Origin of the sequence: Rathayibacter sp. AY2B5, from assembly GCF_002931645.1 — a bacterium.
Taxonomy (GTDB): Bacteria; Actinomycetota; Actinomycetes; order Actinomycetales; family Microbacteriaceae; genus Rathayibacter.
The window spans coordinates 1-25,676 of the sequence record NZ_PSUE01000023.1; the positions used below are offsets into that span (position 1 = coordinate 1).

Consider the following 25,676-nt stretch of genomic DNA (forward strand, 5'->3'; position numbering starts at 1 on the left):
CTGATCCCCTCTCCACCCGGCCCGGAGCGCCCCCGCGCGACGGGCCGGGGGAGGAGCGCTGCGGGACGCTCCTCCCCCGGCCCGTCGCGCGGGGGCGCTCCGGGCCGGGTGGAGAGGGGATCAGCTCGCGAAGGTCCAGGTGAGCGGGAGCGAGGCGGACAGGCCCTGGTAGGCGTTGGTGGCCGACGAGTCGAGGGTCACGGCGATGGAGAAGGGGGTGGAGGTGCCGGGGGTGACCGGGGCGGTGTTGAGGGTCTTGACGGCGGAGCCGGCGAGGGTCGCGGCGGTGCCCGTGAAGACGGTGGTCCCGCCGGAGGTGATCACGACGTTGAGCTTGCCGCAGAAGTCGGTGGCGGAGCCGGAGGCGCCGGCCGCGACGTTGTTGCTCTGCGAGCAGGTGGCGCCGGGGGTCAGCGTGAAGGTGTTGGCGGCGACGGTGCCGGTGTTCTTCAGCGTGATCGCGGTGGTGACGGTCTGGCCGGGGACCATCGTGGTCGATCCGCCGAACTTGTTGATGGTCGCGCAGGTCGCGGTGTTGGTGCTGATCGAGCCGCCGTCGGTGCTGAGGCAGGTGATGGGGCTGGCGCCGGTCGACTTCTCCTCCATGACGAGCGAGCCGGAGGCGGCGGTGTTGCCGGTGTTGGAGATGCTCGCGACGAAGCCGGACAGGGTGCCGGACATCGAGACGGAGAGGAGAGCGGCGGCGGCGATGCTCGTCGCGATGGCGAGGGGAGCGAAGCGGACGCGCTTGGACTTGGCGGTGTGGGTCGACATGGCAGGACTCCTGATCGGGTGGGGCGGGCTGATGCTGAAGGGGGAGGGTCCGGCTGGTGTTCCGCCGAACTCGATTGACCGCTAAGTTACTTGATGGCAAAGATACATTGCAATCGTTCTTTCACCCCCTGTCCGGGTGACAGGCCGGGACCCCCGAGGGCGACCCGTACGATGACCCCAGCCCTACCCCGAGAAGGACGAATGACCACCGAGAGACCGACCCCGCGCGACGTCGACCAGGACGCGCCCGCCGTGCAGCTGCGGCAGTCGCTCCGCCTGCTCGAGAACGCGCAGCGGCACCTCCGCGCGAGCATCGCCGCGGGCGTGGGCGTGGGCATCTCGGAGCTCACCGCGCTCGAGGTCCTCGGCGAGTCGCCCGACCTCACGCCGAAGTGGCTGGGCCTCGAGCTCTCCCTCTCGACGGGCGCCGTGACCGCGCTCCTCGACCGGCTGGCGACCGCCGGCCACGTCGACCGGCTCGCCAACCCGCAGGACCGCCGCAGCGTCCTCCTGCGCCTCACCGCCTCCGGGGAGCAGCTGCTCGCGCAGGTGGACGAGCGCTACGACGAGGTCAGCGCGGAGGTGCTGAAGGCCTCCCCCGGGCTGAACGGCATGGCGGACGACCTGGCGCGTGCCGCCGCGGTCATCACCGCGCACACGATCCGCTGATCCGCGCCAGTCGCTAGGAGTCCAGCGCCCGGGTCAGGGTCCAGACGTTGCGCCCCTCGGAGCGCTCGTGCTCGAACGTGGTCGTCAGCGCCTGGATGAGGGCGAGCCCGCGGCCCGACTCGGCGAAGACGTCCGGCATCTCCCGCGGCCCCGTGCCGATGTCCGGCGGATCGGCCGTGTCGACCAGCTCCGCGTGGATCGCGTCTCCCTCGACGCGCACGACGAGGCGGCAGACGATCGTCGTCGTCGACGTCGCGTGCTGGATGACGTTGTCGACCAGCTCGACCAGCGCCGTCTCGACGGCCATGCGGTCGCGGGTCGGCAGGTCCGGGCGCTCGCCCCAGAGCTCGGCGAGCATCTCGTGGACGACCTCGCTGTCGTCCGGGGGCGTGCGGAACCCGACGCTGCGCTCAGTCACGGTACGCGTCGCCGGCCGTGTCGAAGAGGGTGAGCACCCGGTCCAGATTGGACAGCTGCAGCACCATCACGACCTGCTCGCTGGGCGCCGCGATCCGCAGGTCGCCGCCCGCCTGCCGCGCGGTCTTGAGAGCGCCGACCAGGGCGCCGAGGCCGGAGGAGTCCATGAACGTCACCGCGCTGAGCTCGACGACGATGCGGGGGCTGCCCTCGTCGATCGCCCGGCGGACGGCCGAGCGCAGCTCCGGAGCCGAGGCCGCGTTGAGCCGCCCCTCCCCCCGCAGCACGGCGATGTCGGGGGCGGTCGTCTCGGTCGTGAACGTCATGCGGGGTCCTTCTCGGCGGAGCGGTCGGCGCCCGTGCGGGTCAGCACGAGGGCGGTGATGTCGTCGGACGCGGAGCCGGAGGCGGCGAGCGCCCTCAGCGCCTGCAGGAACTCGGCGGTGTCGGCGGAGTCGCGGGCGAGGTCGACCGCGCGCGCCAGGGACTGCAGGGTCCCGTCGTAGAGGTCGAGGACGCCGTCGGTGAAGGCCAGGAGCGAGTCGCCGACCGCGAGCTCCACGGTCTGGGTGATCCAGCCGCCGTCCTCCGCGATGCCCAGCGGGAGGCCCAGTGCCGCGAGCCGCTGGAACGAGCCGTCGGCGCGGAGGAGGACGGTGAGCCCGTGGCCCGCGTCGACGAAGTCGATCCGGCCGGACGCGGTGTCGAGGCGCCCGTGGAAGAGGGTCGCGAAGGTCTCGGTGGCCGTGAAGTCGTCGTGCAGCTGGGCGCTCACCGCGCTGACGACCGCGTCGGGGTCGCCGCCCAGGCGCGCCCGGAACGCGGAGCGGATCGACGCGGCCACGATCGCCGCCGCCGTCCCCTTGCCCATCACGTCCACGAGGGTCAGGTCGACCGTCTCGTCGTCGCCGCGCCAGCTGTAGAAGTCGCCGGTGATCGTCCACCGCGGCAGCGAGAGCCCCGAGAGCTCGTAGCCGGCGGGGTGGTGGAGGGAGGAGGGAGCCATCTGCGTCTGCATGTCGGCGGCGCGGTCGCGCTCCGCCGTGTCGCGCAGCTCCCGCTCGACCCACTCGCCGAACTCCTCGAGCAGCTGCCGCTCGTCCGGGGTGAGGCTCCGGGGCACGAAGTCGATGAGGCAGAGGGTGCCCAGCTGCAGGTCGCCCTCGACCGACAGCGGCCGCCCGGCGTAGAAGCGGACGTGCGGGTACCCCGCGACGTGCTCGTGCCCGGCCCACGCCTCGTCGGCACCGAGGTCCGGCACGACGAAGGTGGTGCGCTTCTCGAGCGTCGCGTCGCAGAAGGTGCCGGCGCGCGGGTAGGCGAGCACGGCGTCCGGACGCTGCGGGGACTTCGTGAACAGCGTGGTGTCGTCGAGGAAGTGGATCTCGGCCACCGGCACGCGGAACAGCTCCTCGGCCATCCGCGTGATCCGGTCGAAGCGCTCCTCCGGAGCCGACCCCATCATCTCGAGCGCCTCGAGCGCCACCAGCCGCGGATCCTGCTCGGCCTCGATCATCCGTGCCCCCTTCCCCCTGCGCGCCGCGCCGGGACTCCCCGGAGCGCACACGCACCTCCGACCGTATCGCCCCGCTTGACGGGTGGGGGACCTTCGGCGCCTCTGTACCCCTCACGGGGTACGGCTGTCGCAGATCGCGCGGTCGGGAGCGTCGGCGGTGGCCGATCCCGGCCGTCCTCGCCTCCGCCTCTTGCCGCCGGACGGAGCGGACCCCTACTCTTCACCCGACGCTCCCCCGGCGACCCGCGAGCACCCGAAGCCCGCAGGCTCGTGGGCGTCGCCTCAGGAGCGCCCGTGCCCACCCAGCCGCGTCCCCTCCGCCGATCGCGCGCGGAGACGAACCGACCCTCTCGATCCGACGCGCCCCGGCGCGGGAGCCCGCTCGCTGCGGCGCTCCTGCTGGTGACCGCCCTGATCCTCCCGCTCGCCACCGCGCCGACAGCGTCCGCCGTCGACTCGGCGGGCGACGAGTACGACGCGATGCGCCTCGCCCTCGTCGCCGATCTGACGGGCACGATCCCGGGAAGCGGGAGCGTCGGCGGCCTCGCCGCGGCGAAGGGCCGCCTCGTCGCCGAGGCCGAGGGCTACTGGTCGACGCTCGAGACCGACGGCGGCGAGCCCTGGCCCGACCTGGTCACGGGCACCTCGGCGGTGGAGGTGTGGGCCGCCTACAAGCGGGTCACCGTCCTCGCGACCGCGCTGAAGACCCCCGGCACCGCCCTCAGCGGCGACCCGGCGCTCCTCCGCGACGTCGTCACGACCGCCGACTGGCTCTCGGCGAACCGCTACAACCGCTCCACCACCGGCACCTCCCGCTGGTGGGAGCAGCAGATCGGCATCCCGCTCGAGCTGAACAGCATCACCGCCCTCCTCTACCCCGACCTCTCGGCGGCGCAGGTGCAGGCCTACCTGTCGGCCTCGACGCGCTTCGCCGACACCGTCACCCGGACCGGCGCCAACCGCGTCTGGACGGCGGCGGTCATCGCCGGGCGGGCGGTGCTGCTGAAGCAGCCGGCGAAGATCGCGGAGGCGGCCGCCGGCATCGACCCGGCGCTGCGGACGGTGGCGTCCGGCGACGGCTTCCACGCCGACGGCTCCTTCGTGCAGCACAGCGTCTTCGCCTACAGCGGCGGGTACGGGCTCTCGATGCTCGACACCCTCGACGACCTCTACGCGCTGCTCGACGGCTCCCGCTGGGAGATCACGAGCCCGGAGGGGCTCGGCGTGTACGACCGGCTCGCCTCCTCCTTCGCCCCCGTCACCTGGTGCGGCGCCGTGATGTCGACGGTCCGCGGCCGCGAGACGGCGCGGGCGGAGTCGGAGGACGGCGACGTCGGCGTCCAGCTGCAGGCGGCGGTGCTGCGCCTCGCCGACAGCGCCCCTCCCTCGGCCAGGACACGGACGAACGCGCTGGCGAAGAGCTGGCTGGCCTGCAACTCCGGCAGCCCCGTGAGCATCGAGACGGCCGGATCCGTCAGCGACGTCGTGCGCGCGCGGCTCGTCCTCGCCGACACGGGCCTGACCGCGACCCCGATCGGCTCGGGCGTCCGGGCCTTCGCCGGGATGGACCGCTTCACGCGGACCACGGCGACCTCGGGCTTCGCCGTCGGCCTGTCGAGCACGCGGATCGCGCGCTACGAGTCGCTCAACGGCGAGAACCGCAGCGGCTGGTACACCGGCGACGGCGCGACCTCGCTCCACCTGGGCAGCGGGCGCCAGTACGACGACGGCTACTGGGCCACGGCGAACCCGTACCGGATGCCCGGCACCACCGAGGACACGATCGTCCGGAGCGCGGGCGAGGGCGCGTCGTCCCGCCCGACGACGACCTTCACCGGGAGCCTCGAGAGCCCGTCGCGGCGGACGGGGATCGCGGCGCTCGACTTCGACGCGGCGTCGGTGAGCCTGGTCGCGAAGAAGGCCTGGTTCACCTTCGACGACGAGATCCTCGCGCTCGGCTCCGGGATCACGGCGACCGACATGTCCGGGACCGGCTGGGACGGGGCGCGCCGGCGCGCGGAGACGGTGATCGACGACCGCCGCGACGTCGCTCCCGATGCGAGGCTCCGCGTCGACGGCGTCCTCCGCGGTGCGGAGGCGACCGCCACGAGCACCGCCCGCTGGGCCTCGATCACCGGCTCCGCGGAGTCGGTGGGCTACGTCTTCCCGTCGCCGATCGCCCTGACCGCGCAGGGACGGACCCGCACCGGAGCCTGGAGCGCCGTGAGCGCCGCCGGTCCGACGGCGCCGGTGACCGGCCACTACTACTCCCTCACGACGAGCCACGGCACGAACCCGACCGGCGCCTCCTACGCGTACACGGTCCTCCCCGGCGCCTCCGAGGCGGCGACCGCCGCGTACGCGGCGGACCCGGACGTGACCGTGCTCAGCAACACACCCCAGCTGAGCGCCGCCCGCGACCGCTCGACCGGCACCGTGAGCGCCGTGTCGTGGAAGGCCGGGACCACGAGCCCCGTCCTCGTCGGAGGCACCCGGGTCGCGAGCATCACCGGCGCCGGACTGGTCTCGATCCGGGAGGACGCGGACACGGTGACCGTCTCGACCGTCGACCCGACGCAGGTCTCGACGAGCGCGCTCACCGTGACGCTCGCGCGGCCGACCGCGGGCACGGTGTCCTCGAGCGCCGCCCTGAGCGTGACGAGCAGGACGAGCACCGCGACGACGATCACGTTCCGGCCGAGCGGGCTGAAGGGAGCGACGGCGTCCATCGTGCTCGCGAAGAGGGCCGCCACTCCGGTGCCGACGGCCACGCCCACGCCGACCGCCACCGCCGCGCCGACCTCGACGCCGACCGCCACCGCGACTCCGCTCGCCGCCGTCGGGGCCGGCACCCACCAGAACGGCTCGCCGGCCGTCGCCGTCACGGGCACCTGGTCCACGACCTCCTCCTCCGCGGACAGCGGCGGCGGCGTCTCCTTCTCGTCGACAGGGGGCGCCTCGGCGACCCTCCGCTTCACCGGCACCGGAGTCTCGTGGGTGAGCCGCCGGTCCAGCACGTCCGGGATCGACGAGGTCCGCCTCGACGGCGTCCTCGTGGCCTCGGTCGACCGCTACAGCGCCACCATCCGCTCCGCCCAGACCGTCTGGACCAGCGGGACCCTGCCCGCCGGCACCCACACCGTCACGATCACCCGCGGCAGCACACGGAATCCGGCGGCGACCGGGGGCAACCTGATCCACGACGCCTTCGTCGTGAGGGGCTGACGGCCCGGCTATCACCGGCCGCGGTGCCTGGCCAGGCCGCCCCCTCTCCTGATAGGCACACCGTCTCTCTATCCCTCCGGCTCCTGCGCGGGCCGCAGTCGTCTCGGACCACACCGCGAGATCGCCTACCGGCCGCCCCCCGAAGCGACCTCGGCCGCCGGGCGGAAAGTAGCGGTGAGGCAGAACTACCGTCGATAATGGTTCGGGTCGTCGGCCGAGCAGCCCTTTTTGCTACTCCGTCTCAATAACAGCGTCACGATCAGCAGCGCAGGGAGTCTCGAATGACAGCGTGGGTAGTTCGAGCCGGGGCGAGTGGCGAACGCGACTCCTGGACCCTCGAGAAGTCGATCGCAGGAGGCGGGTTCCACGAGGTCGAGGACCTTTCCCACCTCACTTTACGGGGCCAGATCGCCGCATCAGTGGAAGCGGGGTTCCCAAGGGACTCGCAGCCGGGTCGGCTCGCGAACTACACCGGTCAATTACTCGCCCTCCGGACCCTCATCGAGCCGGGCGACATCGTTGTGACTCCACTGAAGTCGACGAAGCGAATCGCGATCGGGGTGTGCACTCGCGGCTACAGCTTCGATGCCGACGAGCCTGATCCGACACGCCGCCATACCATCGGGGTCGAATGGAGAAATTCGGAAATCTCCCGCGGTTCCCTCAAGGACGATCTTCTCAACACGGTGAATGGCGCAATGACCATTTTCCGCGCAACGAAGAACAATGCAGAGGCAAGATTGCGAAGCGTGATGCAGACAGGGGTGGATCCGGGCTCCGGACCGATCAGCGCTCCCCAGAGCTCCGCGGTTTCCGCTGGAATGGACGAAAGGCGAAGCACGGTCGAGGACGTAACGGACCCTCGAAGCGTTCCCACTCTTCAGGCAATCCGCGACAGGGTGAGGACTCACCTCATCGAGAACTTCGGCGGCCACAAGTTGAGCCACCTTGTCGGCGATCTCCTGAGGGCCGAGGGCTACACCTGTGATGTGTCACCCGAGGGGCCCGATTTCGGGGTAGACATCATCGCCGGACGCGGTCCGCTCGGTCTGGATTCTCCGACCCTCATCGTCGAGGTCAAATCTGAAGCAGGTCAGATAGGTGCGCCTGTTGTACGAGGCCTCCAGGGAGCGATGGCTTCGAACAAGGCTGATCAGGGTCTGCTCGTAGCCTGGGGCGGTCTGAATCGTCAGGCGCGCACCGCCATTCGCACCGATCGCCTGACGATCCGCGTCTGGGACTCAGAGGACCTTCTTGATCGTTTGTTCATGGTCTACGAGCGCTTGCCCGAAACCACTCGATCGAGAATCCCACTGACGAGGACGTGGATTCTTGACGAGGACATCGACTCTTGAAGACCTGAAGGTACTTGGCGGCAAGCAGGATCTGAGAGCCTGCGCCGCTTCTCCCGAAACTCCCGGGTCGATCCGTTTCGCCTCACCCGAGGGGCGATCAAAATGGTCATCAATGCCTACTCGAGCAAGTGGACGCGTTGAACACGGTGATTTCTGCGCGCAGGTAGTATTCATGCATGACAGTCGCGAGTCCGCCACGCCACAATCGCCCCGCCTCCTTCTGGGTGGCACTCATCGGTGCTGTGATAGTCGCCGTCCTTGCCGCTGTCGCGGTCGCAGTGACAGTCGTCACACAGCAACAGGAACTCGCACGAGCGTCTGAGGCGGCGACGAATTACGCAGCTCAAGTGGACGACCTGCGGGACGCCCTGGACGAGGCGGACTCGCGTCTCGACGTCTGCGAGGCGGAAGCAGACCTCCTTGCAGCGAACTTCGACTCGGCTCTGGCCTCATTCACCGCGATGCTCGCCGCCAGTGACTCGCGAGATGACGCCGCTTTCGCAGAGAGCTACGCGAATCTGGCTGTGTCTCGTGACAGTCGAGATTCGTATATCGGCTGCTGATCCGAAGGTTTCAGCCCATTCGGCGTGAGCCTCGGTCGCCGGTCCTCGGGCTGAGGGTGTCTTGGCCAGGGAGTGCCCCGTCGCTATGGTGCAGATCTCCAAAATTCCCCATTGGCGACGCAAGGGCTGTGTCTGGCCCGATCGCTCCTCCAGCTCGCCACTCACGACCGCCCGGCTATCACCGGCCGCGGTACCTGGCCAGGCCCTCGCCCGGCGGCGGGCGGGCGCGTAGCGTCGCACGGACCGATCGACCCGCCGGGGTCACGACGAGAGGACGCGCCATGAGCAGCACGAGCGACATGATCCGGAGCCACCCCGAGGAGCTGCGCGGCGTCGATCCGGAGGTCCTGGCCGAGTGCATCGACGCGTGCGGCGCCTGCGCGCTCACCTGCACCGCCTGCGCCGACGCGTGCCTCGGCGAGGAGTCGGTCGCCGAGCTGGTCCACTGCATCCGCACCGACCTCGCCTGCGCCGACGTGTGCGCCGCGACCGGCGCCGTGCTCTCGCGCCGCGGCGTCGTCGGATCCGCGGCCGTCCGCGCCCTCGTCGAGGCCTGCCTCCTGGCCTGCCGCGCCTGCGCCGACGACTGCGAGCAGCACGCCGAAATGCACGAGCACTGCCGGATCTGCGCCGAGGCCTGCCGCCGCTGCGAGCAGGCGTGCGAGAGGCTGCTCGCGCAGCTCTGAGCGCGGGCGCCACCGCGGGACACCTCCCCCACCGGACTCGACGGGCGGCTGTCAACCGTCCTGCCCTGAGCGTCCGGCGCTCCTACGGTCGGTGGCGAGCACGGCGTCGTCGGGGCTCGGAGCGATTGCAGGCGGTCCTTCCGTCCCCGACGATCCGCAGACGCTCGAGATGGAGGACGACCGTGGCCCAGACCAGCACCGAGCGCGACCGCACCGCGCCCGACCCCGACGACTCCCGCAAGCCCGACGGACCGACCGAGGTCACCAAGCGCTCCTGGGGCTACGTCCTCAAGAAGACGCTCCGCGAGTTCGGCGCCGACCAGTGCACCGACATCGCGGCCGGCCTCACCTACTACGCCGTCCTCGCGCTGTTCCCCGGGCTGCTCGCGATCGTCTCGATCCTCGGCCTCTTCGGCCAGGCCGAGACGACGACCTCGACGGTCCTCGACCTGCTCGGCGGTTTCGTCTCCGCCGACGTCCTCGACACGGTCCGCGGCCCCCTGCAGGAGCTCACCTCGGCCCCCGCCGCCGGTCTGGCCTTCGTCACCGGTGTCCTCGGCGCCCTCTGGTCCGCCTCCGGCTACGTCGGCGCGTTCGGGCGCGGCATGAACCGCGTCTACGAGATCGACGAGGGCCGCCCGATCTGGAAGCTGCGCCCCACGATGCTCGCCGTCACCCTCGTGACGGTCCTCCTGCTCGTGATCGCCGGCCTGATCCTCGTGCTCAGCGGACCCGTCGCGCAGACCATCGGCGACGCCGTCGGCCTCGGCGAGGTCGCCCTGACCGTGTGGAGCATCGCCAAGTGGCCGGTTCTGATCGCGATCATGGTCGTGATCGTCGCGGTCCTCTACCACTGGTCGCCGAACGTGCGGCAGCCGAAGTTCCGCTGGACCAGCATGGGCTCGATCCTCGCCCTCGCCGTCTGGGCGCTGGCGTCGGCCGGCTTCGCGTTCTACGTCGCCAACTTCAGCAACTACAACAAGACCTACGGCGCCCTGGGCGGTGTGATCGTCTTCCTCCTCTGGCTCTGGATCACGAACCTCGCCCTGCTCTTCGGGGCGGAGTTCGACGCCGAGCTCGAGCGCGGCCGCCAGCTGCAGGCCGGCATCGAAGCCGAGGAGCACATCCAGCTCCCGCCCCGCGACACCCGGCAGAGCGACAAGAAGGCGGAGAAGCACGCCGAGGACGTCGCCGACGGCCGCGAGCTCCGCGAGAGCGCCGGGCGCCCCCAGCGGTGATCCCGATCGGGCGGGACCTCGGGGCCCATTAGGGGAGCCGCCTCCCCGCGGCAACCCTCTTGAGGGCCCGCGGGCGGCGCGCGGAGGCTGGACGCCTGCGGAAACTGCACTACTCCAGCGGCCACCTCCTCGTCGGCGACCTGACCTGCAAGGCGGTCCTCCGGTACGCCCGGGCCCTCGCGGACGTCAACAAGTCGGACGTCGTCTCGGTGCCTGTCCTGACCGAGGGCGGCGGCCGCGCCTACGCCCACCTGCTGATCGGGCCGGCGAGCCAGCTCTGGTCGCTGCCGATCGACAGCAGCGAGGTGGAGGAGCCGGACGACGCGGAGGTCATCGCCCACATCGAGCTCGAGACGCGCCGCATGCAGCCGGCCCGCCCCTCCTGGAGCGAGGAGATGACGGACATCCCGCCGCTGGACTTCCTCGAGTACACGGACATCGCCGACCTCGAGGACGCCCGGCGCGACCCGACGGACTAGGCCGCCGCCGGCTCCTCGGTGGAGCGGGAGTCGCTGAGGGACAGCGAGCCGATCGTCGCGATCACGCCGACGAGGACCGCCACGACCAGGAAGGCGACCCGCTCACCCGCGAAGAAGCTCCGGACGAGGTCCGCGCTCCACGCGCCCGCCGGGAGGGTGGTCGCCACCAGTGCGGCGATCAGCGTGCCGACGACGGCCGTGCCGATGCTGGTGCCGATCTCCTGGGCCGTGTCGTTGAGCGCCGCACCGATCGACGTGCGGTTCGCGGGCATCGCCTCGACGAGGGCGACGGCGCAGATGGTCATGATCGTCCGCAGGCCCACCGTCATCACGACCATCATCACGGCGATCGCAAGGTAGCCCCGGTCCACCGCCCAGGACATCCCGAGCAGCGCGCCGACCAGGAGCCCGGTGCCGATCAGGCAGGCCGCGCGGTGCCCCAGCTTCGCGGCGAGGCGCTCGGTGATCGGAGTGGCGGCGAGCATCGTGACGATGACGGGCAGGTTCGCGAGGCCGGCGCGCACCGGGCTCCAGCCGTAGGCGTACTGGAAGTGCAGGATCAGGCCGAACAGGACGCTCGCGAAGGCGACCGAGGCGCCGAGCTGCGTGAGCGCCGCTCCCCGCGCGGGGCCGGCGCGGAAGATCGCGAGGTCGATCATGGGCGAGACGGCGCGGCGCTCGCGGACGACGAATCCCGCGACGGCGGCGACGGCGCCCGCGGCGCAGGCGATCGTGAGGAGCGACAGCCAGCCGTTCTCGACTCCGCTGGTGAGTGTGTAGCAGCCGAGCCCCACCGCGGCGACGGTGAGGGCGGTCCCCGGCAGGTCGAGCCGACCGGAGGTGAGGTCGGCGCGCTGGTCCGCGGGGACTCCGAGGCGCACGCCGATCCAGACCAGCAGCGCGATCGGGGCGTTGACGACGAGCAGCCACTGCCAGCTGACGGTGCTGAGGATCGAGCCGCCGAGGAGGGGGCCGAGGACCATGCCGGACATCCCGACGATCATCACGATCGTGATCGACCGCATGCGGAGCCTCTCGTCGTCGAAGAGCCGGAACACCAGCGACATCGTGACGGGCGCCATGGCGGCCGCGGCGCAGCCGAGCGCCGCGCGGAGGGCGATCAGCTGGCCGATGTCGGTGACGAGGACGACGGCGAGGCTGATCAGCCCGAACGCGGCGAGGCCGGTGAGGAGCACGCGGCGGCGGCCGAACCGGTCGGCGGCGGACCCGGCTGTCAGCAGCAGCCCGCCGAAGGTCAGGGAGTAGGCACCGGTCACCCACTGCAGTCCGGCGGTCGACCCGTCGAGTGAGCGTCCGATCGTCGGGAGGGCGATCGAGAGCAGCGTGTTGTCGACCATCTCGACGAAGAACGCGAGGCAGAGAGTGGCGAGCGGGAGTGCCGCGGAGCGGAGGGAGGTGTGAGCGCGGGACTCGGCGGAGGTGGTCGTCGGAGCGGACATCGAGGCGCCTTTCTATCGAACGCCGTTCGACTCTCGTACGGCGTTCGAAAGTATGGAACGCCGTTCGGTAAGATGCAAGCCATGCCTGCAGATCGCCCGACGGAGACCGCTGCCGCGCCCTCCCCCGCCCGGGGCCGCCGCCGAGCGTCGCACTCGCTCGACGCCGTGCTGGCCGAGGCGATCGCGATCCTCGACGAGTCCGGGGAGTCGGCCCTCACGTTCCGCGCGCTCGCGGCCCGACTCGGCGGCGGCGTGGCGAGCATCTACTGGTACGTCGGCAGCCGCGACGAGCTGCTGGAGCGGGCGACCGACGAGGTCATGGGTCGGGTCCTCGCCGACAGCGAGCCGCTCACCCACGGGCCGGACCCGATCGACAACGTCCGCGCCGTCGCACTGGCCCTCTTCGACGAGTGCGTCCGCCGACCCTGGTTCGGCCTCTACATGCTCCGCACGACCGGGGTGCAGCCCAACTCGATGGCGATGTACGAGCGCCTCGGGCAGCAGCTCATGGCTCTCGACCTGACGCCCCGGCAGCGGTTCCACGCCGTGTCGTCCATCGTCAGCTACGTCGTCGGAGTCGCGGCCGACCTGGCGCAGCCGCCGCCCCGCGAGTTCCTCGAGAGCGGGATGGAGAGGGGCGAGTTCCTCGAGCACCTGGCCGACCGCTGGCGCGCCCTCGATCCGGAGGAGTTCCCCTTCGGCCACCACGCGGCCGACGTCATGGCGACGCACGACGACCTCGACGTGTTCCGCTCCGGCCTCGACCTGCTGCTGGCCGGGCTCCGGCTGCAGGCGGGGCGGGGCTGAGGCCGGGTCAGCTCCCCGAGGTCCGCCGGATCGCGACCACGGTCACGTCGTCCGCCAGCAGCCCCTCGGCCGCCAGGCGGGTGACGCCGGCGACCGCGTCGGCGGCGGTCGCGGGGGCGGCGACGGCCGCGTCGGCCACCCGGTCGAGGGCGGCGAGGGAGCCGTCGAAGAGGTCCAGCACGCCGTCGCTGCAGATCAGCAGCAGGTCGCCGGGGTGGAGCCGGAGGCCGGTCGGCTCCCACTCCTGCGTGCCGAGGAGGCCGAGCGGCAGATGGGCGGAGGGGATGCGCTCGCGCGAGCCGTCGGCGCGGCAGACGATCCCGAGTCCGTGCCCGGCGTCGACGAGGGCGATGTCGCCGGTCGAGGCGCTGAGCCGCAGGTGGAGGAGCGTGACGAACGCGTCGTTCGCCGACAGGTCCGGCTCGACGACCCGGTCGATGAGCGCCATCGTCGCCGCCGGGCCGAGGGCGGGAGGGGTGACGCGCAGGGCGGCGCGGACCGTGGCGGCGATCATCGCGGCGCCGACGCCCTTGCCCATCACGTCGGCGACGGTGACGGCGAGCCCGTCGGGCGTGCAGCGCCAGTCGAAGAAGTCGCCGCTCACCGTCCCGCTGGGCACGCAGGCGCCGGCGACGTCGTAGCCCGGGAGGTCCGGGACCGAGCGGGGCTCGAGCCGCCGCTGCACCCTCTCGCCGTCGGCGAGCTCCTGCCGCGAGCGGGCGGCGCCGGCGGTGAGCATCTGCGCGACCTGCTCGCCGCTGAGTGACGCCATGCTGAACGACACCACGACCAGCAGCACCAGCGTGATCAGCGTGGTGGTCGGGGTCCCGAACCAGGTCGCGAACAGCTCGCTGCGCAGCCCCGCGGCCAGGAACACGGCGAACCGGAGCGCGTAGTAGAGGGAGAGGGCGCCGGAGCTCAGCAGCAGCGGCCAGCGCGTGCGCGAGCGCCCGGCGCCGAGCAGCGTGATCTCGCGGGTCGACAGGCCGATGAGGAGCGCCATCGAGGCGAGGTAGAGCAGCCCTCCCGACCAGTCGTTGACGGCGGGAGAGTCGAGGCTGGACACGCCCGTCACCACCACGGTCGGAGCGACCACCAGCCACCACGGCGTCGGTCGGCCGCGGAGGGAGCGGCTCGCCGCCCAGACCGCGGCGGCGCCGGCCACGATGAGCCCGTTCCCGAGCGGATTCGCCCACACCTGGTCGGCCGTGCCGTCGCGGAGGTAGGCGAGCGAGCCGCCCATGAACAGCGCGAGCGCCGTGCACCACCAGAAGCTGAAGGACGAGCGCGTCGACCGGTAGGTGACCAGCGCGAACAGCAGGAAGAGGGTGAGGGCGGTGACCCCGAAGGCGACGCGGAGGGTCGTGGCATCGAGCAAGGCGGGTCCGTGGCCCTTCCAGGAGACCGAGCGGCGGAGCGGCGGACGGGCGCCGTGATCAAGGGGATCCTGGCACGGCGCGCGGGCCGCTCGGGGCGCGCCGTGGAGGCCGGCCCCGGGGATCCGCGGCAGTGCGGCCCGTCCGCCCACCCGACGGGGGGAGCAGGAGGGGGGGCTCGCACGTTCGAGGAGAGACCACCGCCCTCGCGCTCGATACAGCATCGCGTGTACCGTCGCTCCCGTGCTCGCCACCGCGACCCTCACCCACTCCGCTGCTCTCGCGCGCCTCGGATCCGCCCTGGCCGACGAGACGCGGTCCCGGATCCTGCTCGCGCTGCGCGAGGCTCCGGCCGTCCCCTCCGACCTCGCGGACGCGCTCGGGGTCTCGCGGCAGGTGATGTCGAATCAGCTCGCGTGCCTCCGCGGATGCGGGCTGGTCGAGGCCGTGAAGGACGGCCGGTACACCTGGTACCGGCTGGCCGAGACCCGGATCGCCGGGGCGCTCGACCACCTGCTCCGCCTGGCCCTGGTCGTCGATCCGGACTGCTGCTCCGGCGACGACTGCCGCTGCGCATGACCGCCCTGCGCACTCCGCTCCTCCCCGCCCGCCGCCGCGTGCTGCAGAGGCGCATCCGCTGGATCGTCGGCGCGACCATCGGCTACAACGTGGTGGAGGCGATCGTGGCCCTCGCCGCCGGGACGGTCGCCTCGTCCACCGCGCTCGTCGCCTTCGGCCTCGACTCCGTGGTGGAGGTGCTCTCCGCCGCGGCCGTCGCCTGGCAGTTCTCGGGCCGCGATCCGGAGGCGCGCGAGCGCACCGCTCTGCGGGTGATCGCCGTCTCGTTCCTCGGCCTGGCCGCGTTCGTCGCCGTCGACTCGGTCCGGGCGCTGCTGGGATTCTCGGAGGCCCAGCACTCCCCCGTCGGCATCGTGCTGGCCGCCGTCAGCCTGCTGGTGATGCCGGCGTTCTCCCTGCTCGAGCGCCGGACCGGCCGCGAGCTCGGCTCGGCCTCGGCCGTCGCGGACTCGAAGCAGACGCTCCTCTGCTCGTACCTCTCCGCCGCCGTCCTGGTGGGCCTGCTGCTGAACAGCACGCTCGGATGGACGTGGGCCGACCCCGTCGCCGGCCTCGTGATCGCCGCGGTCGCCGTCCGCGAGAGCCTGGAGGCCTGGCGCGGCGAGTCCTGCACGACGCCGATCTCCGCGCTCACGAGCGAGGACTCCGAGGCCTGCGGCTGCTGCTGACGGGGCGGTGCTGTTCCCTCGAGGAGGGCGGGCTGGGACGCTCCCCCGGACCGGTCGCGACAGCCGCGCGTCGGATCGCGCGCAGCCGTTGCACGCGGCGTGGGCCGCGGGCAGGCTGAGGCGCATGTTCGTGGTGGATCCTGGACCGTCCGAGGAGTTCGAGCTTCCGACGCCCGACGAGGTGACGGCACGCTTCGGCGGGCCCCTCTTCGCGCTGACGCCTCAGCCGTCGATCGAAGAGCTCGGCGTCTCGACCGTGAGTACCACGTCGGAGGGGCGGACCCACCTCGAGTCCGCATCCCTCTCCTACGCTCTGTGGCGGAATCCGGACGACCGCAGCGATCCGGTGAACCTGGCCGACCTCGACGACGACCTGCGGGCCGAGCTCGACGGGCCGCCGCGTCGGCCGCTCCCCGACAGCCTGATGAAGGTCCGCGAGCAGATGAGGCACCCGATGCTCTGGGAAGCCGTGAGGACCACGGTGCCCCTCGACTCCGACGGGCCCTGGGCTACTCCCGAGCAGGCGCTGGTGCAACACCTCGAGCACGTGCTGATCAATCAGTTCCGGAACGAGCGGGTGCGCGGCGGCCTGCCGGGAGACCTGCTCGGGCCCGTGACCGAGTCGGCCGTCGAGCACGGCGTCCCGGTCCTGGTGGACGGCGTGGCACGCGACGGGATGCGCGTGGACACCGACGCCCTCGTGGTCGGCCTCGGCGTCGCGTTCGAGGACCGCGTCCTCACTGCGGTCTTCGCCCGCGCCGAGCTGCCCTACCTGGAGACAACTTTCATCACGAGGCCTGCGGCCCTCTAGACGCCCGGCAGGTGGGTCTCGACGGGCGCTCGGAGGGGCGTCCGACCGCCACATCCCTCCTCCGAGCCGCGTCTTCTGGTCGGTGAGCTCGACGGATCGGCCGGGAGCGATCGCGGGGCGCCATACTGACCGGATGGATCGAGCGGAAGCCGACGAGCGGCGTCGGCTCAGAGCGCGGCGGAGCGAGCTGCGCTCGCGGATCGACGCGGATCCGCTCGCCCTCGAGGCGCGGCAGCTGCTCGCGCAGACCTATCGCGACGAGGGCTACGACGATCAGGCCGGCCGCTGGGGCGTCCTCGTGCCCGGGTGGACGACTGCTCGCGAGCGCCGGCTCTTCGTCGCAGTGATGGAGCGGACCGGAGCGAGCACGGAGGAGCGCCTGCGGAGACTGCTGGCGCTTCCGCCGGAGTCGCCGCTGGACCTCGGGGATCTCGGGGAGCTCATCGCGGACTTCGAGGCGGAGCAGGCCGAGGTCGAGCGGCCGCATCCGGACCTCGACGGGTGGCGGTGGATCGCGAACACCGGGCGGATCCTCTGCGGGATCGCACTGGTGCATGCGGTCGCGGCGATCCAGATGCTGCTGTCGGAGGCTCCGATGGAGGAGTTCCTCGTGGCCGCCCGACTCCTGCTCGTCGGAGTCGCGGCGCTGCTCGTCCTCTCCGCCGCCTTCTTCACGGCGGTCGTGGTCCGGCAACAGCGTCGCCGCCGACGGGAGAAGTGAGCGGCGGCGCTGTCGGACGGGCCTCGAGCCGTACACATGCCCGCGCTCAGGCCTCGAAGGGCAGCCTCTGCACCTGGCTGATCAGCGGCTCGGCGAATCCGGGAACCCGCACGACGATACGGAGGGCGGAGTAGGCCGCGGTGAGCGTGGCGGGGATCCGGGCCCGGAAGATCCCCGACGCGTCGGTGCTCGGTCGGAAAGCCGTGACCCAGGCGTCCGTGCCGCGGGGAACGCCCTGGAACTCGAACTGCTGCTGGAGCGGCGTCCCGTCGCCGGCGAGGAGCTCCAGGAAGACGTCGCCCGAATCGCCCACGCCCGTGAAGAAGACGTAGAGGGTGGGAGCCGCCGAGGTCGACGCCACCGCGGCGGGAGCGCCGACGACGGCGATCACGACCGGAGCGGCCCACGCGGCCTGCACCAAGGAGCGGCGCCGCGGATCGGCGACGGCGGGGCGGTCGGAGCTGAGCGGCATGCCGGGTCCTGTCGGATCGGGAGGGAGGCGCGGAGTCGCTGCGGAGAGCGGCCTCCCCAGTCTGAGGTCAGCCGCCCGCTCGCACACGGATCAGGGCACCCCCCGTTCAGCACCGCGGAGACGCCGATCAGCCGACATCCCGGCATCCCCTCACCGACCGCCGACCCGCGCCTCGACGACGTGCCGGCACCCGACCCCGCCGCGCTCCAGCTCCTCGCGCTCGCGGCGGAGCCCGACGCGGACCCGCCGCGCCTCGGCCAGCGGCAGCACCGCCTCCGGATCGACGGTCGCCAGCAGGACCGCCGCCCGCGACCTCGCCGCCACCCGCACGTCGAGGCACGGCGTCGCCTCGGCGAGTCCGAGCAGCGCGGCCACCAGCAGCTCCAGCTCGACCGCCGTCGCGTGGAGCACCAGCACCCGCGAGGCCGGGCTCGACGGGCGGCGGACGAGGAGCGTCGCTCCGGTCATCGTCGCCGCCCTCCCCTGCCCGGGACCGGTCCGGGAGGTCCGCCCCGCCTCGGCCCTCGGCGACCGCCCGCGCGACGTCGGCGTGCACGCATGGGGTTCCTTCTCTCGTCCTGCTGCGGTGCGAACCGCGCCGCACCTCCATCCCACGACTCGGGCACCCGGCCGGGGAGAGGGTTGCCACGCGCGCGTCGGCGGGTCAGGAGGCGCCGGGGCGGCCGGGGATGAGAGGGTTGCGCGATGTCCACTGCGAGCGTGCCGTCGCCGCGCGCCGGAGTCCGGACCCGGCGCTTCCGGCGCCTCGCCCGCACGGGATTCGCCGTCAACGGACTGATCCACCTCCTGATCGGCGGCCTCGCCCTGCGCGTCGCGGTGAGCGACGAGACCTCGCGGGAGGCGGACGCGTCCGGAGCGATCGGGCGCATGGCCGACTCCCCCGTCGGGCTCGTGGTGGTCTGGGCCGCGCTGGTCGGGCTGGTCGCGCTCGGCCTCTGGCAGCTCTCCCTCGGCGGGCGCTCCTCCGCGCCGGGGCTCCCCGCCCGCCTGGGCCGCCGGATCGTCGAGTCGGGCAAGGGCTTCGCCTCGCTCACGCTCGCGGGCACCACGCTCGTCTTCGCGCTCGGCGGCTCGACGAGCTCGTCGGCGACGATCCGCCGCATCAACACCGAGCTGCTGACGAGCACGGTCGGCGTCGTGATCCTCGTGATCGTCGGCGGGATCGTGCTGGGCAGCGGTATCGGCTTCGTCGCGATCGGGATCCGGCGCGGCTTCCGCAAGCTCGTCCGCATCCCCGAGGGCCCGACGGGGACGGCAGTGCTGATCCTCGGCGCGACCGGCTACATCACGAAGGGGCTCGCTCTGGGCCTGGCCGGCGGGATCTTCGTGGTCGCGGCGCTGACCGGCGACGCTCGCCAGGCGACCGGGCTCGACGGGGCCATCCACTTCCTCGACGTCCCTCCGTACGGCACGATCGCCCTGACCCTCGTCAGCGCGGGACTGGTCATGTACGGGCTGTTCCTCGTCGCCCGGGCGAAGCTCGCGAAGCTCTGAGCCGACGCGGCAGTCGTTCACAGTCGCCACCCATATCGCTGAGTATCGTTCGGAGAAACAGGAGGTCATCATGAACGGATCGTCATCGACCGGCGCGTTCGGCACCGGCACGCCCATCGAGAGCATCTGGCGCGCGATGGAGCAGGCCCGCTCCCGCATGGAGAAGCGCGTCGGCTCCCGGGTCGGCCGCGGGGACGTGCGCACCGCGGTGCTCGCGCTCCTCGCCGAGCAGCCCATGCACGGCTACCAGATCATCCGCGAGATCGAGGAGCGCAGCGGAGGCGACTGGAAGCCGAGCCCCGGCTCCGTCTACCCGACCCTCCAGCTCCTCGCGGACGAGGGCCTCATCACGGCCGACGAGCAGAACGGCCGCAAGACCTACACGCTGACCGACGCCGGCCGCGCGACGGTCGCCGAGCACGGCACCTCGACCCCGTGGAACGACTCCGACCACGTCGACTTCGGCGCCCTGCCCAAGGCGGGCCTCGAGCTCGCCCAGGCCGCGGCCCAGGTCGGACGCTCGGGCACCCCCGAGCAGATCCGCAAGGCCGTCGCCGAACTCGAGGACGTGCGCCGCCGCCTGTACGCGATCCTCGCGCAGGACTGACCCGGGTGGCCTCGGTCAGCCCGGGTCCTGCCGCCCCGGGCCACCGAGAGCGGGAGGACCGGCGGCGCTACCGCCGGATCCTCCGCTTCGCCGCGTGGCATCTCGCGGTCACCTGGTTCTTCGACCTGCTCCTGCCGCGGGTGGGGCTCACGCGCGTCGCGCTCCGCACCCGGCCCGGCCGGATGCGCCGCTTCGCCCGCAGCTTCCACGTGCTCGCGGTCGACCTCGGCGGCCTGATGATCAAGGTCGGCCAGTTCATGTCGTCGCGCCTGGACGTGCTGCCGCCCGAGATCACCCGGGAGCTGGAGGGGCTGCAGGACGAGGTCCCGCCCGTCCCGTTCCCGCGGATCCGGGCGCTGGCCGAGTCCGAGCTCGGGCTGCCGCTCGAGCGCGCGTACGCCGGAGTCGACGAGTCGCCCGTCGCCGCCGCCTCTCTCGGGCAGGCTCACCGCGCCCGGCTCTCCCCCGTCGACGCCGAGGACACCGGCTACTCCGCCGCCATCATGAAGGTGCAGCGGCCGGGGATCGACCAGATCGTCGAGGTCGACCTCGCGGCTCTGCGCCGCGTCGGCGGCTGGCTCAGCCACGTGCGCCTCGTCTCGGACCGCGTCGACGCCCCGGCCCTCGTCGAGGAGTTCGCGGTCACCAGCCTCGAGGAGATCGACTACCTGCAGGAGGCGGCCAACTCCGTCCGCTTCGCCGCCGACTTCGCGGGCGACGCCCGGGTGGCCGTCCCGGACGTGGTCTGGGAGCGCTCGACCCGCAAGGTCCTCACGCTCGAGGACGTCACCGCGATCAAGATCACCGACCACGCCGCGCTGCTGGCCGCCGGGATCGACCCGCGGGAGGTCGCTCCGGTCTTCGCGGCCGTGATGTTCGACCAGCTCTTCACCAACGGCTACTTCCACGCGGATCCGCACCCCGGCAACGTCTTCGTCACGCCGACCCCCGGGGGCGAGCTGCCCTGGCGCCTCACCTTCATCGACTTCGGGATGATGGGCGAGGTGCCGCCGAGCACCCGCGCGGGCCTGCGCCGGATGCTGATCGCCGCCGCCTCCCGCGACGGCAAGGGGCTCGTCGACGCGGCCCGAGCGGTCGGCGTCCTCCTCCCCTCGGCCGACTCCCGCGAGCTGGAGCGGGCGCTCACGCAGCTCTTCGCCCGCTTCGGCGGCATGGGCTTCGCCGAGCTGCGGGAGGTGGATCCGCGCGAGTTCCGCGACTTCGCCGTGCAGTTCGGCGACGTCGTGCGCGCGCTGCCGTTCCAGCTCCCCGAGAACTTCCTGCTCGTCATCCGCGCGATGTCGCTGACCTCGGGCGTCTGCAGCGCGCTCGACCCGGCCTTCAACCTGTGGGACTCGGTCGAGCCCTACGCGCAGCAGCTGATCCGCGAGGAGCGCGGCTCCGTCGTGCAGGACGTCGGCAAGCAGGCCGTCGACACGCTCGGCCTGATCTGGCGCCTGCCGCGCCGGCTCGACGAGCTCGTCACGACCCTCGACGACGGCGAGCTCGCGGTCACCGTCCCCACCATCGAGCGCCGGCTGAACCGGCTCGAGGGCACCGTCCGCCGCGTGATCTCGGCCGTGCTGTTCGCGGGCCTGCTGATCGCGGGCGCCGTCGTGCGCCCGGACGACAGCGGCTTCGGGACCGTGCTGATGACCGCGTCGGCGCTGCCGCTGCTGCACGCCCTGCTGGCCCGCGGCCCGCGCGGCTGAGAGCCGCCGTCAGGCCGCGGCGGCCGCGTCGCATCCGTCACCTCCTCCGCCCACCTCACCGGCGGCGCGGTCGACATCGGCTACACGGACGCGGACAGCTGGCTCGCGCAGCACGGCACCGACTACGGGCTCTGCCAGACCTACGCGAACGAGATCTGGCACTTCGAGCTCGCCACCGAGCCGGGCGGCGACTGCCCGGAGCAGCTGCCCGACGCGAGCGCGACCTGAGCCGCTCTCCCGCGCTCCCGGGATCCGATGCGTCGCGAACGGTCGTCATCGGAGCCGCGTGGGAGCCGTTCGCGACGCATCGATCGCGCAGGCGGCCGGGCGACCGGGCTCAGCGGCTGGTGAGCAGCTCGACGAACTCGTCGGCCATCGCGAGCTGGGCGCTCAGCGCCTCGCGGCGCTCGCGGGCCTGCGCGACGAAGGCGTCGAGCTGCGCGCGGACCTCGGCCGGCGCGTCGTCGCCCTCGGCCTCGAGGGTGTCGATCACGCGGAGCAGCGCGGCCATCTCCTCCAGCGAGAAGCCGAGCGGCTTCATGCGGCGGATGAGGATCAGGCGGTCGTAGTCGGTGGACGTGTAGAGGCGGAAGCCGCCCTCGGTGCGGCCGGACGCCTTCACGAGGCCGATCTCGTCGTAGTGGCGCAGGGTCCGGAGCGAGAGGCCGGTCCGCTCGGCGAGCTCGCCGATGTGCATGGTGCCGATCCTGCTCACCCCTTCAGATCTACCCTTACGTGAGGGTAGGGTTGCACGTGCTGCTGACACGCCTCTGCAAGCTTGGCATCCCCGCCCGCTTCCGCCGACCCGATGCCGCAGTCCTCCGCGCTCCTCGTCGAGCACCCCTCCCACTCCCTGGAGCCGCCGCGATGGCCCTCGCCTCGAAGACCCCTGCCCGCCCGCACGCCGAGCCCACCGTGATGACGGCGCTGCGCACCCCCCGCATCCTGACCCGCGAGGTCCTCGCCGGCCTCGTGGTCGCGCTCGCGCTCATCCCCGAGGCGATCTCGTTCTCGATCATCGCGGGCGTGGATCCGCGGGTCGGCCTCTTCTCGTCGTTCGTGATGGCCGTGTCGATCGCGTTCCTCGGCGGACGCCCCGCGATGATCACCGCCGCCACGGGCGCCGTCGCCCTCGTGATCGCCCCCGTCGCCCGCGACTACGGGATGGACTACTTCATCGCGACGGTGATCCTCGCGGGCGTGTTCCAGATCGTGCTCGGGCTGCTCGGAGTGGCGAAGCTCATGCGCTTCATCCCCCGCAGCGTGATGGTCGGATTCGTGAACGCGCTGGCGATCCTGATCTTCTCGGCGCAGATCCCCAACCTGATCGGCGTGCCCTGGCTGGTCTACCCGCTGGTCGCCGTCGGCATCGTGATCATGGTCGTGATGCCGCGCCTGACGAAGGCCGTTCCGGCGCCTCTCGTCGCCATCGTCCTGATCACCGCGGCGGTCGTCGTCACGGCGGTCGCCGTCCCGACCGTGGGCGATCAGGGCGAGCTGCCCCGCAGCCTCCCCGAGCTGTTCGTGCCGAACGTGCCGCTGACCTGGGAGACCTTCACGACCATCGCACCGTACGCCGTCGCGATGGCGCTCGTCGGGCTCCTCGAGTCGCTGATGACCGCGAAGCTCGTCGACGACATCACCGACACCCCCTCCCGCAAGACCCGCGAGTCGCTCGGGCAGGGCGCCGCGAACGTGCTCTCCGGCCTGTTCGGCGGCATGGGCGGCTGCGCGATGATCGGCCAGACGATGATCAACGTGAAGGCGTCCGGCGCCCGCACCCGCATCTCGACCTTCCTCGCCGGCGTGTTCCTCCTGATCCTCGTCGTCGCGCTCGGCGACCTCGTCGCGATCATCCCGATGGCCGCGCTGGTCGCGGTGATGGTGATGGTCTCGGTGGCGACCTTCGACTGGCACAGCATCCGCCCGTCGACCCTGAAGCGGATGCCCGTGGGCGAGACGGTCGTCATGATCGCCACGGTCGTCGTGGTCGTCCTCACCCACAACCTGGCGATCGGAGTCGTCATCGGCGTCCTGGCCGCCATGGTCGTCTTCGCCCGCCGGGTCGCCCACTTCGCCACCGTCGAGCGCACCCTCTCGGCCGACGGATCGACGGCCCACTACACGGTCACCGGCGAGCTGTTCTTCGCCTCCAGCAACGACCTCACCACGCAGTTCTCCTACGCGGAGGACCCTGCGCACGTCGTGATCGACCTCTCCGGCTCCCACATCTGGGACGCCTCGACCGTCGCCGCGCTGGACGCCGTCACGACCAAGTACGAGCGCCACGGCACCCGCGCCGTGATCGCGGGCATGAACGACGCCTCCACCCGGATGCACGGCCGCCTCGCCGGGAATCTCGGCGCGGGGCACTGAGGGTCGGGGCTGCGGGACCGCACGCGCAGCCCCTCAGAGCGGCGCGAGCACCAGCGACCAGAGCCAGCGCCCGCCGACGACCCGGTGCACGACCACGAACAGGGCGGTGATCGCGAGTCCGACCGGCAGCAGCACGGCGCCGGCCGCGAGGCGGTCGGGGGGCACGGCGAGCAGCAGGCCGAGCGGCACCGACGCGCAGGCTGCGACCAGCGCCGCGACGAGAGCGGCGCGGCGGTCCCGGGTCGGCTGCGGCACGACGCCGATCCGGCGCCGGACCAGCCAGTGGGCGAGGGCCCACGCGGCCGTGGTCCCGAGGGCGGTGCCGCCCGCGATCGCCGGCACGACGAGTTCGGCAGGCAGGAGGAGCCCGCCGACGAGCGCCCCCACCGCGACGCCGACGGCCGAGACGACCTGGGTCGCCAGCGAGTCGCGGGCCCGACCCAGCGCGAACATCGCCCGGTTGAGGACGTAGGTCTGGCTGAAGCCGACCAGGCTCAGGGCGAGCAGCTGCAGGACTCCGCCGATCACCGGTGTGCCGAAGACGAGCTGCGTGAGCAGTGGCGCCGCCGCGACGAACAGGAGCGTCGCGAGCAGAGTGACGGCGAGCACCGCGTCCTCGGTCCGTCGGAGGTTCACCGCCGCGGCCGCCCGATCGCCGCGGTGCAGGTCCCGGCTGAGCGGCGTGAACATCGCCGTGGCGACGGAGACGACCAGGATGCCGTGCGGCAGCAGGAGCAGCAGCTGCGCGCTCGAGAAGGAGTTGAGACTCGGCCCGTCGACGCCGGCGCGGTTCATGGCCTGGCCGGCCGCCGTCGCCGCGTTCGAGACGACGATGTACGACACCTCCGCGACGAGGGCGCCGAGGAACACCCAGACCGCGTCCCGCGACACTCCGCCGAGCCCGGCGACGCCGAAGCGCGGCCGCAGGCGGACGCCGACGGACCGCGAGAACGCGACCGCGATCACCCCCTGCACCACGATCGCCGCAGTGGCAGTGCCGCACAGGAGCGCCACCATCTCCGGCGTCCACTCGTCGGCGGGTGTCGACGCCGCCTCGGGGTGGATCAGGAGGAACACCGCGATCCCGAGCACCGAGATCACGTTCGCGCAGGCGGGCGCCCACGCGCCCGGCCCGTACTTCTCGGCGGAGTTGAGCAGCTGAGAGAAGACGGCGAAGACGATGTAGAAGAAGATCTGCGGCAGGCACCAGTAGGCCATCTGGGTGGCGAGCAGAGCCCAGTCGGCCGACCAGCCCCCGGCGTAGAGCCCGACGATCAGCGGTGCCGCGAGCGTGCAGGCGGCCGTGAGGAGCGCCGCTCCGCCGAGGCACACGGTGAGCAGCCGCTCGAGGGTCCGCACGCCCTCCGGTCCGTCGGCCCGCGCCCGGACCATCTGCGGCACGAGCACCGCGCCGAGCACCCCGCCCGCGATGAGCCCGTACAGGTAGGTGGGCGCGGAGTTCGCGACCTCGAACACCTGCCCGCCGACCGACGCGCTCGTGCCGCCTACCGCCACGATCAGGAGCGCCAGCCGGACGAACCCGAGGATCCGCGAGACGAACGACGCGACCACCATCCCCCCGGTCGCGCTGCGCATCCGGGCAGCATAGGCGGTGCGACCCGGGTCGCCACCGACCGCGGCGCCCGCCGG

26 protein-coding genes are annotated in these 25,676 nt (G+C 72.2%); 16 read left to right on the forward strand and 10 right to left on the reverse strand.

What is annotated here, in order from left to right:
- Positions 1-120: 120 nt before the first annotated feature.
- Positions 121-774, reverse strand: a complete 654-nt coding sequence (locus C5C30_RS17750) for a hypothetical protein (protein WP_104234050.1) — start codon at positions 772-774, stop codon at positions 121-123.
- Positions 775-975: 201 nt separating this feature from the next.
- Here C5C30_RS17750 and C5C30_RS13410 point away from each other — a divergent pair, with 201 nt between their 5' ends.
- Positions 976-1,443: a MarR family transcriptional regulator gene (locus C5C30_RS13410; protein WP_104224277.1), complete on the forward strand. Its 468-nt coding sequence runs from the start codon at positions 976-978 to the stop codon at positions 1,441-1,443.
- 13 nt (positions 1,444-1,456) lie between these two features.
- On the opposite strand, the gene C5C30_RS13415 is transcribed toward C5C30_RS13410, so the two are convergent.
- The 3 genes from C5C30_RS13415 to C5C30_RS13425 are packed head-to-tail and all read right to left on the reverse strand — an operon-like array spanning position 1,457 to position 3,376.
- Entirely contained in the window at positions 1,457-1,861 is a 405-nt protein-coding gene (locus C5C30_RS13415) for an ATP-binding protein (RefSeq protein WP_104297716.1), read from the reverse strand.
- The gene (locus C5C30_RS13420) at positions 1,854-2,186 is read right to left on the reverse strand and encodes an STAS domain-containing protein (RefSeq protein WP_104227127.1); all 333 of its coding nucleotides are present in this window, start codon (positions 2,184-2,186) and stop codon (positions 1,854-1,856) included. Before C5C30_RS13420 ends, C5C30_RS13415 begins: the two co-directional genes overlap by 8 nt.
- The gene (locus tag C5C30_RS13425; protein ID WP_104224280.1) at positions 2,183-3,376 is read right to left on the reverse strand and encodes a PP2C family protein-serine/threonine phosphatase; all 1,194 of its coding nucleotides are present in this window, start codon (positions 3,374-3,376) and stop codon (positions 2,183-2,185) included. Before C5C30_RS13425 ends, C5C30_RS13420 begins: the two co-directional genes overlap by 4 nt.
- A gap of 402 nt (positions 3,377-3,778) precedes the next feature.
- Here C5C30_RS13425 and C5C30_RS13430 point away from each other — a divergent pair, with 402 nt between their 5' ends.
- From C5C30_RS13430 to C5C30_RS13455, 6 genes are all read left to right on the forward strand, one after another.
- Positions 3,779-6,601, forward strand: a complete 2,823-nt coding sequence (locus tag C5C30_RS13430) for a polysaccharide lyase 8 family protein (protein WP_146081550.1) — start codon at positions 3,779-3,781, stop codon at positions 6,599-6,601.
- Positions 6,602-6,882: 281 nt separating this feature from the next.
- Entirely contained in the window at positions 6,883-7,956 is a 1,074-nt protein-coding gene (locus C5C30_RS13435; RefSeq protein WP_258065958.1) for a restriction endonuclease, read from the forward strand.
- A gap of 176 nt (positions 7,957-8,132) precedes the next feature.
- On the forward strand, positions 8,133-8,519 hold the full coding sequence (locus C5C30_RS17390) for a hypothetical protein (protein ID WP_146081551.1): 387 nt from the start codon (positions 8,133-8,135) through the stop codon (positions 8,517-8,519).
- Between the two features lie 281 nt (positions 8,520-8,800).
- The gene (locus tag C5C30_RS13445) at positions 8,801-9,205 is read left to right on the forward strand and encodes a four-helix bundle copper-binding protein (protein WP_104227130.1); all 405 of its coding nucleotides are present in this window, start codon (positions 8,801-8,803) and stop codon (positions 9,203-9,205) included.
- Between the two features lie 182 nt (positions 9,206-9,387).
- Complete coding sequence (locus tag C5C30_RS13450) at positions 9,388-10,443, forward strand: YihY/virulence factor BrkB family protein (protein ID WP_104333933.1); 1,056 nt, start codon at positions 9,388-9,390, stop codon at positions 10,441-10,443.
- Positions 10,444-10,502: 59 nt separating this feature from the next.
- Positions 10,503-10,922, forward strand: a complete 420-nt coding sequence (locus C5C30_RS13455) for a hypothetical protein (RefSeq protein ID WP_104333934.1) — start codon at positions 10,503-10,505, stop codon at positions 10,920-10,922.
- On the opposite strand, the gene C5C30_RS13460 is transcribed toward C5C30_RS13455, so the two are convergent.
- A complete protein-coding gene (locus tag C5C30_RS13460; RefSeq protein WP_104333935.1) occupies positions 10,919-12,382 on the reverse strand; it encodes an MFS transporter in 1,464 nt (487 codons plus the stop codon). The two genes, C5C30_RS13455 and C5C30_RS13460, sit on opposite strands and share 4 nt — an antisense overlap.
- A gap of 81 nt (positions 12,383-12,463) precedes the next feature.
- Between C5C30_RS13460 and C5C30_RS13465 the strand changes: the two genes are divergently transcribed.
- Positions 12,464-13,189 carry a TetR/AcrR family transcriptional regulator gene (locus tag C5C30_RS13465; RefSeq protein ID WP_219827803.1) on the forward strand — a complete coding sequence of 242 codons (726 nt, stop codon included), beginning with the start codon at positions 12,464-12,466 and terminating at the stop codon, positions 13,187-13,189.
- A gap of 7 nt (positions 13,190-13,196) precedes the next feature.
- On the opposite strand, the gene C5C30_RS13470 is transcribed toward C5C30_RS13465, so the two are convergent.
- Positions 13,197-14,567, reverse strand: coding sequence for a PP2C family protein-serine/threonine phosphatase (locus C5C30_RS13470; RefSeq protein WP_104335922.1), 1,371 nt, complete (start codon positions 14,565-14,567; stop codon positions 13,197-13,199).
- A gap of 241 nt (positions 14,568-14,808) precedes the next feature.
- Here C5C30_RS13470 and C5C30_RS13475 point away from each other — a divergent pair, with 241 nt between their 5' ends.
- The 4 genes from C5C30_RS13475 to C5C30_RS13485 all read left to right on the forward strand — a co-directional run bounded on the left by C5C30_RS13475 (position 14,809) and on the right by C5C30_RS13485 (position 17,344).
- Positions 14,809-15,144, forward strand: a complete 336-nt coding sequence (locus C5C30_RS13475; protein WP_104333938.1) for a helix-turn-helix transcriptional regulator — start codon at positions 14,809-14,811, stop codon at positions 15,142-15,144.
- Positions 15,141-15,812 (forward strand): cation diffusion facilitator family transporter, encoded by a 672-nt coding sequence (locus C5C30_RS13480; RefSeq protein ID WP_104333939.1) that lies wholly within the window; start codon positions 15,141-15,143, stop codon positions 15,810-15,812. The genes C5C30_RS13475 and C5C30_RS13480 overlap by 4 nt, the downstream gene beginning before the upstream one ends.
- A 130-nt stretch (positions 15,813-15,942) precedes the next feature.
- On the forward strand, positions 15,943-16,623 hold the full coding sequence (locus tag C5C30_RS17395; RefSeq protein WP_146079002.1) for a hypothetical protein: 681 nt from the start codon (positions 15,943-15,945) through the stop codon (positions 16,621-16,623).
- Between the two features lie 133 nt (positions 16,624-16,756).
- Positions 16,757-17,344, forward strand: a complete 588-nt coding sequence (locus tag C5C30_RS13485; RefSeq protein WP_104227138.1) for a hypothetical protein — start codon at positions 16,757-16,759, stop codon at positions 17,342-17,344.
- Positions 17,345-17,390: 46 nt separating this feature from the next.
- Here the strand turns inward: C5C30_RS13485 and C5C30_RS13490 are convergent, their stop codons facing one another.
- Both C5C30_RS13490 and C5C30_RS13495 read right to left on the reverse strand, forming a co-directional pair.
- Positions 17,391-17,816 carry a hypothetical protein gene (locus C5C30_RS13490; RefSeq protein WP_104333940.1) on the reverse strand — a complete coding sequence of 142 codons (426 nt, stop codon included), beginning with the start codon at positions 17,814-17,816 and terminating at the stop codon, positions 17,391-17,393.
- A gap of 150 nt (positions 17,817-17,966) precedes the next feature.
- A complete protein-coding gene (locus C5C30_RS13495) occupies positions 17,967-18,284 on the reverse strand; it encodes a hypothetical protein (RefSeq protein WP_104333941.1) in 318 nt (105 codons plus the stop codon).
- Positions 18,285-18,521: 237 nt separating this feature from the next.
- Between C5C30_RS13495 and C5C30_RS13500 the strand changes: the two genes are divergently transcribed.
- The 3 genes from C5C30_RS13500 (at position 18,522) to C5C30_RS13510 (ending at position 21,650) form a co-directional block, all read left to right on the forward strand.
- On the forward strand, positions 18,522-19,331 hold the full coding sequence (locus C5C30_RS13500; RefSeq protein ID WP_104224291.1) for a DUF1206 domain-containing protein: 810 nt from the start codon (positions 18,522-18,524) through the stop codon (positions 19,329-19,331).
- A gap of 70 nt (positions 19,332-19,401) precedes the next feature.
- Complete coding sequence (locus tag C5C30_RS13505; RefSeq protein ID WP_104224292.1) at positions 19,402-19,938, forward strand: PadR family transcriptional regulator; 537 nt, start codon at positions 19,402-19,404, stop codon at positions 19,936-19,938.
- Between the two features lie 5 nt (positions 19,939-19,943).
- Positions 19,944-21,650: an AarF/ABC1/UbiB kinase family protein gene (locus tag C5C30_RS13510; RefSeq protein ID WP_104333942.1), complete on the forward strand. Its 1,707-nt coding sequence runs from the start codon at positions 19,944-19,946 to the stop codon at positions 21,648-21,650.
- 337 nt (positions 21,651-21,987) lie between these two features.
- Here C5C30_RS13510 and C5C30_RS13520 read toward each other — a convergent pair whose 3' ends face one another.
- On the reverse strand, positions 21,988-22,347 hold the full coding sequence (locus C5C30_RS13520) for a MerR family DNA-binding transcriptional regulator (protein ID WP_104227142.1): 360 nt from the start codon (positions 22,345-22,347) through the stop codon (positions 21,988-21,990).
- 170 nt (positions 22,348-22,517) lie between these two features.
- Between C5C30_RS13520 and C5C30_RS13525 the strand changes: the two genes are divergently transcribed.
- Positions 22,518-24,026 carry a SulP family inorganic anion transporter gene (locus tag C5C30_RS13525; RefSeq protein WP_104288667.1) on the forward strand — a complete coding sequence of 503 codons (1,509 nt, stop codon included), beginning with the start codon at positions 22,518-22,520 and terminating at the stop codon, positions 24,024-24,026.
- 33 nt (positions 24,027-24,059) lie between these two features.
- Here the strand turns inward: C5C30_RS13525 and murJ are convergent, their stop codons facing one another.
- Entirely contained in the window at positions 24,060-25,622 is a 1,563-nt protein-coding gene (murJ, locus tag C5C30_RS13530; protein WP_104333943.1) for a murein biosynthesis integral membrane protein MurJ, read from the reverse strand.
- Positions 25,623-25,676: the final 54 nt, after the last annotated feature.

Excerpts from the sequence above, each read along its gene's own strand:
- C5C30_RS17390 (WP_146081551.1), top strand. The coding sequence starts at position 8,133 with ATGACAGTCGCGAGTCCGCCACGCCACAATCGCCCCGCCTCCTTCTGG.
- C5C30_RS17750 (WP_104234050.1), bottom strand. The coding sequence starts at position 774 with ATGTCGACCCACACCGCCAAGTCCAAGCGCGTCCGCTTCGCTCCCCTC.
- C5C30_RS13410 (WP_104224277.1), top strand. The coding sequence starts at position 976 with ATGACCACCGAGAGACCGACCCCGCGCGACGTCGACCAGGACGCGCCC.
- C5C30_RS13420 (WP_104227127.1), bottom strand. The coding sequence starts at position 2,186 with ATGACGTTCACGACCGAGACGACCGCCCCCGACATCGCCGTGCTGCGG.
- C5C30_RS13500 (WP_104224291.1), top strand. The coding sequence starts at position 18,522 with ATGTCCACTGCGAGCGTGCCGTCGCCGCGCGCCGGAGTCCGGACCCGG.
- C5C30_RS13525 (WP_104288667.1), top strand. The coding sequence starts at position 22,518 with ATGGCCCTCGCCTCGAAGACCCCTGCCCGCCCGCACGCCGAGCCCACC.
- C5C30_RS13485 (WP_104227138.1), top strand. The coding sequence starts at position 16,757 with ATGGATCGAGCGGAAGCCGACGAGCGGCGTCGGCTCAGAGCGCGGCGG.
- C5C30_RS13425 (WP_104224280.1), bottom strand. The coding sequence starts at position 3,376 with ATGATCGAGGCCGAGCAGGATCCGCGGCTGGTGGCGCTCGAGGCGCTC.
- C5C30_RS13460 (WP_104333935.1), bottom strand. The coding sequence starts at position 12,382 with ATGTCCGCTCCGACGACCACCTCCGCCGAGTCCCGCGCTCACACCTCC.
- C5C30_RS13480 (WP_104333939.1), top strand. The coding sequence starts at position 15,141 with ATGACCGCCCTGCGCACTCCGCTCCTCCCCGCCCGCCGCCGCGTGCTG.
- murJ (WP_104333943.1), bottom strand. The coding sequence starts at position 25,622 with ATGCGCAGCGCGACCGGGGGGATGGTGGTCGCGTCGTTCGTCTCGCGG.
- C5C30_RS13495 (WP_104333941.1), bottom strand. The coding sequence starts at position 18,284 with ATGACCGGAGCGACGCTCCTCGTCCGCCGCCCGTCGAGCCCGGCCTCG.
- C5C30_RS13505 (WP_104224292.1), top strand. The coding sequence starts at position 19,402 with ATGAACGGATCGTCATCGACCGGCGCGTTCGGCACCGGCACGCCCATC.
- C5C30_RS13520 (WP_104227142.1), bottom strand. The coding sequence starts at position 22,347 with ATGCACATCGGCGAGCTCGCCGAGCGGACCGGCCTCTCGCTCCGGACC.
- C5C30_RS13465 (WP_219827803.1), top strand. The coding sequence starts at position 12,464 with ATGCCTGCAGATCGCCCGACGGAGACCGCTGCCGCGCCCTCCCCCGCC.
- C5C30_RS13490 (WP_104333940.1), bottom strand. The coding sequence starts at position 17,816 with ATGCCGCTCAGCTCCGACCGCCCCGCCGTCGCCGATCCGCGGCGCCGC.
- C5C30_RS13445 (WP_104227130.1), top strand. The coding sequence starts at position 8,801 with ATGAGCAGCACGAGCGACATGATCCGGAGCCACCCCGAGGAGCTGCGC.
- C5C30_RS13435 (WP_258065958.1), top strand. The coding sequence starts at position 6,883 with ATGACAGCGTGGGTAGTTCGAGCCGGGGCGAGTGGCGAACGCGACTCC.